Here is a 6,260-nt window from a genome sequence, read left to right as displayed (position 1 = left end):
ATTGAAAAGGATTAGCTGGAAACAGCTAATCCTTTTTTTTATGCTAAAATTAATCAGGTAAGAAAGGAGTAAAATGAAAGGATCAAATTTTTTAAATAAATAATTCATGTTTTTTAATATTTGTTTTTTAAAATTTAAGGTATTTATTATCAGTGTGTTGTGTTTGTTTTTTGTTGTAAAAATAGAGTAAAATCTAATATTGAGATTTTTTTGGTACGGTACTTGATAAAATGTAAATAAATGCTTTAGTAAATCAAATAAATAAAAGTCAATGTGAAGAAATGTAAATGAATTGAATACAATCTTGCAGTAATCCTCTTTGTTTTTTATGATGATGATACGGAAGTGAGATTTACCCTTTGAAGCTAGAAGAAAATCAAAATTAACACAAAAAAAGGATGAAAAAGAGAAGAAAATATATCGTATGGGTATTAGTTTTCAACGGGCTACTACTTTATGGACAAAGTACCGATCCAATTACCAATGAAGGTATCTTGAGTATAGCACCAGAAAGTCTAGTGTCCTTTAAAGGAGATTTTGAAAATAGTAAATCAGGTGAGATGACGAATGATGGTACGGTAATTTATTTTGAAAATTTTGCTAATGATGGAGCATATGGATTGACAACACATAATATGACTTCTACCACCATATTTACAGCAGAAGAACCTTCTCAACAAGTCAAGCAAATTAGAGGGAACCAAATGGCTTCCTTTCATCATATCACCTTTGATAGCCCGGTACGCGATGTGGCTTTTGATTTAAGAAACAACATTGATGTTTCAGGAATAGTAGAGTTTCAAAATGGAATTATTCGAGTGGATTCAGTTTATAATCCTATAACAAAAGTATCTAATGGAATGTTTACGTTTAAAAAAGGAGCTAAGGTACACCAAGTTAGTGATGCATCTCATATTCAAGGAGCCATAGAGAAGATTGGGAATGAATCTTTTACTTATCCCAGTGGAGATGGAGGAAAATATCGCCCTGCACGTATTTCCGCTCCTAAAGAAGATAACGCTGTTTTCATCGGTCAATATGTGTATAAGGATCCCGTTTTTTTTAAGGCGCGTCCAAATAGTGTAGGCGTGGTTAAAAAGCTTAATGATCAAGAGTATTGGATTATTAATAAAGGCAATGATAAACACAGTGATGTACTGTTAACGTTAAGCTGGGATGAATCCACTACAGTGCCCGAAATATTATCTAATCCCGAAGAAGAGTTACACATTGTACGTTGGGATGCGAAGCAGCAACTATGGGTAGATGAAGGAGGGGTTGTGGATATGTCAACCCAAGAGGTAACCACAATTGCTAGTGTAAAAGGCTATGGTTTTTTTACGCTGGCAGCAGTTAAGAAAGAATGGATTACAGATGGTGATGTCGTGATTTATAACCTTGTAACAGTCAATGGAGATGGGAAAAATGACTATTTCATCATTGAAAATATCCAAAACTATCCCAACAATAAAGTAGAAATTTTTAACCGTTGGGGCGCACGAGTATATGAAACTACAGGATACGATCCAAAAGGAGATGGAAGTAGTAATGTCTTTAAAGGATATTCGGATGGGAAAATAACGGTAGATAAGGGAGCTAAACTTGCTAGCGGGACCTATTACTATGTTGTTACCTATGAATATAAAGACGCTAACGGAAGTCGCATGATTAAAAAGGCAGCCAATCTTCACCTTGAAACGAATTAAAAACGAACGCTATGCAAATAAAAAACACAATAAAGTCCTTTGTTCTGATTAGTTTGAGTTGGTTGGGTATCCAACAAACTTTTGCTCAACAAGATCCGCAATATACCCAATACATGTATAATCCTGCAGTCATCAATCCTGCTTATGCAGGTAGTGTCGATCAGCTACAGATTTTTGGATTGTATCGTACACAATGGGTAGGTTTAGAAGGAGCTCCTAAAACAGCACACTTATCTGTAACAACGCCTTTAACAGAGAATGGTTTAGGGATGGGCGTTCACTTTAAAAATGATCATTTAGGTGTGACAGATCAAAATAGTTTATCCATTGATTTAGCGTATACCGTGAACCTGAACTATGACTATAAATTGGCATTTGGACTAAAAGGAACAGGATCTCTTTTGGATGTCGATTATACTAAATTGCATATCTATGATGGAACAGATCCTGTGGCAGAAAACAATATCACAAATAAATTTTCAGGTAACGTAGGAGCTGGGGTTTATTTATATTCTGACAAAGCCTATGTAGGATTATCCGTTCCCATGATTTTGTCTAGTACGATTTACAATGATAATGACTATAAGGTGATGAATGAGAAAACTCATTTTTATCTGATGGGAGGTTATGTATTTGATTTGAATTACCAGGTTCAATTTAAACCTGCTGCTTTAGTAAAAGTGGTAACAGGTGCACCCTTACAAGTTGATCTTACTGCCAACTTCTGGTTCTATGAAAAGTTCACGTTAGGTGCTGCTTATCGTTGGGATGCTTCAGTAAGTGGATTAGCTGGTTTTCAAGTTTCAGACGGTTTGTTTGTAGGGTATACCTATGATGCAGATACCAGTAAACTAGCAAATTATCACTCAGGCTCTCATGAGATATTCATGAAGTTTGAGCTTGCAAATAAGAAAAGAAGAAAAGTCGCACCTCGATTTTTCTAAACATATAAAGATTTCATAATTTTTTTTTTATTGTTCTTACTGCTTGGTAACAAGCGGTATATAAGAAAGGGAGTAGTTCAGCTGAATTACTCCTTTTTCGTTGAATCATTTGGTACTTAACTAGAAAAAAATCACTTTCTTAGTCTAAGGATGCTAAGGCAATAAAGCGCTCTGTGATCTTTAGTATAGTGAACTGATAGTGTTGTGCGATATATTCAAAGGTTTGAGCGGTATAAATAAAAACATGGGTTTCATCTTTGCGGTAATACCACGATTCGAAAGGTTTTTGATTAGCATAGAGATGTGTCATAACAAACAGCATTCCCTTAGGTTTTAATAGTTCCTTTAAGTGTAGAATTTCTTCATGAGGATGATACAAGTGTTCAAATACTTCACAGCTGAAAATATAATCATATTGTTGATTTTGGTATGATTTATCCGGATAAAAATAAGGATCATACAAGTTGACTGCATAGCCGCGGTCAACCAATTGTTTGGTAATAACGGGACCTTTGCCACAACCAAAATCCAATCCCAAAGTATCAGGTTGATAACGCAAGAGAATTTCATTGGTGATGGGTGACGTAAACTTTTGATAGCCTAAATCATTGACATCGTTATTGTGAAATTCGTAGTGCTTTTTTTCTTGTTCTTCCGAAAAGTAATATTGAACATCTTTGACATAAGCAAAACAAGTAGTACAATGATAATAGTATGGATCAACCTTATGGGTTAACTGATTTTGACACAATATACATTTCATGGGAAGAAAAACTTTACATGGTTCTTAGTGAACAAAGATAAGGAGGAATTCTTTGAGGTTATTCTTTTACCTCGCATCCTTTATTTAGATCTAACTGATATAAATTTAAAAGCTCATCTTGAGGATGTATGGTTTCAATAAAATGAAAACCTAGACGATTTAATAGTTTAATCGAACTTTTATTCTCTGGTAGTGTTGTTGCATATAGTTTGGGGTGTAATTGCATTGCTTTTAGGTGTTCAATGACCTGAGAAGCAGCTTCATATGCATAACCCATATTCATGTGATGAGGAAGAAAAGCAAAACCTAAATCGTGTGCATCCAAGTATGTTCGCTTAATGAGTGAAATAACTCCAATAGGACTTTGATCTGTATTGAGACGTACTACCCAATAGGTAAACAATGGATTGTCTAAAATATTTTGAATGTAAAGCTGTGCGTCTAAGGCGCTGTAAATGTTTCGATTGCCAATAAATTTTAACCAACCAGGTGTATTGACAATTTCCATGATAAAAGCATTGTCATGGTGATCAAGTATAGTAAGAGATAAGCGTTGGCTTTGCATAAAAATTAGTTTTTGTGAAATGTGCGCTAAATGGTATAGTATAACTTACTATATTCCTAATAGAATAAATATTAAATAGCTAGTAAATATTAAATGTACTCTTTTTTTAAGAAAAAAAATCAATTCTATTTTTTTATTAACAAGAAATAAGAAGGATATGTGTTTAAAGTGAAAGAAGTAGGGTGAAAATGTTGCTTAAATGATATAAAAACTTTTTATCACACTAGAATTTAACAAATAAGAAAAGATTCGATAAGGGTAAAATGTAAAATATATTGTAATTTGCAAGAAGCAAAACAACAACAAAAATGAGAAAGAAAATTAATGTACTAGTTGCTTTATTTTGTCTTGTTTCCTTTAATTTAAAAGCGCAAATTTTAGAAATTTACAGCAACAATAAAGCTCAAGAATATTTAGGCTGTCTGAATTGTCCTTCAGAAAATAAAAATTCGGTATGGAATTCAAATGGAATTTATGGTAATGAATACAATAAGAAATCCATTTGGAATAAATACGGCGTTTATGGAGATGATAAGAGTAATTTCTCGCCTTGGAATCCACACGCAGAAAAACCGCCCTTGATTAAAAAAGGAGGAGAGTTTCACGGTTATTTTACCTTGAATGAAGTGATGGGACAACGAGTGGAAGTAAAACTAACTCGTATGTTGTATGACTATTATATCGACATCAAAGAAGATCCAACAAAATGGGCCGAAATTGAAGAAAAATTGAAATAAGCAAATAGAAAAAAAGTGATCAAAGGTAATTTGGTCACTTTTTTTTATTTCTTTTTTCATTGTAACTTCTGCAATAGATTTAAAGGATTGATGAAAAAAATAGAATAAAATAAATAGATAGGAACTGCAGTTTGATTTATTTGAGGGTGAATGTTGTAAATATACAAAGAACAAGCATTCGGTTTTTTAGGAACAAACAAGTGTAAAATAGGGTATATGAATGTATTTTTCGAATTATGTGCATAAAAAGAAGTAAATTGCAGGTAAATTAAAACAGATACTATTATGTCAGGAAAAATAACTTCAGAACAAGCTATTGCTTTAGAAAATAAATACGGAGCACATAACTACCATCCACTACCAGTTGTATTATCAAAAGGTGAAGGAGTGTATGTTTGGGATGTTGAAGGGAAAAAATACTATGACTTTTTATCTGCTTATTCAGCAGTAAATCAAGGACACTGTCATCCGAGAATTATTGAAGCAATGACGAAACAAGCTAATACATTGATGTTGACTTCTCGTGCTTTTTATAATGATCAATTAGGAGTGTATGAAAAGAAAATCACTGAATTGATGGGGTATGATAAAGTATTGCCAATGAACTCTGGGGCGGAAGCAGTGGAAACGGCTTTGAAAGTTTGTCGTAAATGGGCATATGAGAAGAAGGGAATTGCTGAAAATCAAGCAAAAATTATTGTTTGTGAAAATAACTTCCACGGAAGAACAACAACAATCATTTCGTTCTCAAATGATGAGGAAGCTAGAAAAAATTACGGTCCTTATACGGATGGTTTTATCCGTGTGGCTTATGATAATATTGATGCATTAAGAGCAGCATTAGAGAAAGATAGCGCAACAATTGCTGGATTTTTAGTTGAACCTATTCAAGGGGAAGCAGGGGTTTATGTACCGCAAACAGGATATTTAGCAGAAGCAAAATTACTATGTGAGCAACACAATGTATTGTTCATTGCAGATGAAGTACAAACGGGAATTGCGAGAACAGGTAAAATGTTGGCGATTCAACACGAAAATGTAAAAGCAGATATCCTCGTGTTAGGAAAAGCTTTATCAGGAGGTGCTTACCCTATTTCAGCTGTATTGGCAGATGATGAAATCATGAACGTAATCAAACCAGGACAGCATGGATCTACCTTTGGTGGAAATCCAATGGCAGCTGCAATTGCTATTGCGGCGTTGGATGTTGTATTGGATGAAAAATTAGCAGACAATGCAGAACGTTTAGGACAATTGTTTAGAAGTGAATTGACAAAATATATTGAAACAAGTAACATCTGTACTTTAGTACGTGGAAAAGGATTGTTGAATGCAATCTTAATCAACGATACAGAGGATAGTGATACAGCTTGGAATATCTGCTTGAAATTAAGAGATAATGGATTATTAGCTAAGCCTACACATGGTAACATTATTCGCTTCGCACCACCTTTAGTAATGAATGATGAACAATTGTTGGATTGTGTATCTATTATCGTAAAAACATTGAAAGAATTCGAGAGATAGTAAATAAAATATATTTTT

General features: G+C 33.7%; 6 protein-coding genes. 4 read left to right on the top strand and 2 right to left on the bottom strand.

Features of this window, described 5'->3' with window-relative positions; genetic code table 11:
- Window positions 1-398: 398 nt before the first annotated feature.
- Together ACUTSE_RS12790 and ACUTSE_RS12785 are read left to right on the top strand one after the other, a co-directional pair.
- Window positions 399-1,706, top strand: a complete 1,308-nt coding sequence (locus tag ACUTSE_RS12790) for a gliding motility-associated C-terminal domain-containing protein (protein WP_445640500.1) — start codon at window positions 399-401, stop codon at window positions 1,704-1,706.
- Window positions 1,707-1,717: 11 nt separating this feature from the next.
- On the top strand, window positions 1,718-2,650 hold the full coding sequence (locus ACUTSE_RS12785) for a PorP/SprF family type IX secretion system membrane protein (protein ID WP_445640499.1): 933 nt from the start codon (window positions 1,718-1,720) through the stop codon (window positions 2,648-2,650).
- A 139-nt stretch (window positions 2,651-2,789) separates the two neighbouring features.
- On the opposite strand, the gene ACUTSE_RS12780 is transcribed toward ACUTSE_RS12785, so the two are convergent.
- Both ACUTSE_RS12780 and ACUTSE_RS12775 read right to left on the bottom strand, forming a co-directional pair.
- Entirely contained in the window at window positions 2,790-3,413 is a 624-nt protein-coding gene (locus ACUTSE_RS12780; protein WP_445640498.1) for a class I SAM-dependent methyltransferase, read from the bottom strand.
- 58 nt (window positions 3,414-3,471) lie between these two features.
- The gene (locus tag ACUTSE_RS12775; RefSeq protein ID WP_445640497.1) at window positions 3,472-3,978 is read right to left on the bottom strand and encodes a GNAT family N-acetyltransferase; all 507 of its coding nucleotides are present in this window, start codon (window positions 3,976-3,978) and stop codon (window positions 3,472-3,474) included.
- Window positions 3,979-4,286: 308 nt separating this feature from the next.
- Between ACUTSE_RS12775 and ACUTSE_RS12770 the strand changes: the two genes are divergently transcribed.
- Window positions 4,287-4,715 (top strand): hypothetical protein, encoded by a 429-nt coding sequence (locus tag ACUTSE_RS12770; protein ID WP_002985974.1) that lies wholly within the window; start codon window positions 4,287-4,289, stop codon window positions 4,713-4,715.
- Between the two features lie 285 nt (window positions 4,716-5,000).
- Complete coding sequence (gene rocD, locus ACUTSE_RS12765) at window positions 5,001-6,242, top strand: ornithine--oxo-acid transaminase (protein ID WP_002985972.1); 1,242 nt, start codon at window positions 5,001-5,003, stop codon at window positions 6,240-6,242.
- The last annotated feature ends 18 nt before the right edge of the window (window positions 6,243-6,260 follow it).

It is taken from the genome of Myroides sp. TSA_177.3, assembly GCF_052691955.1.
This window is presented reverse-complemented; position numbering and strand designations above follow the sequence as displayed.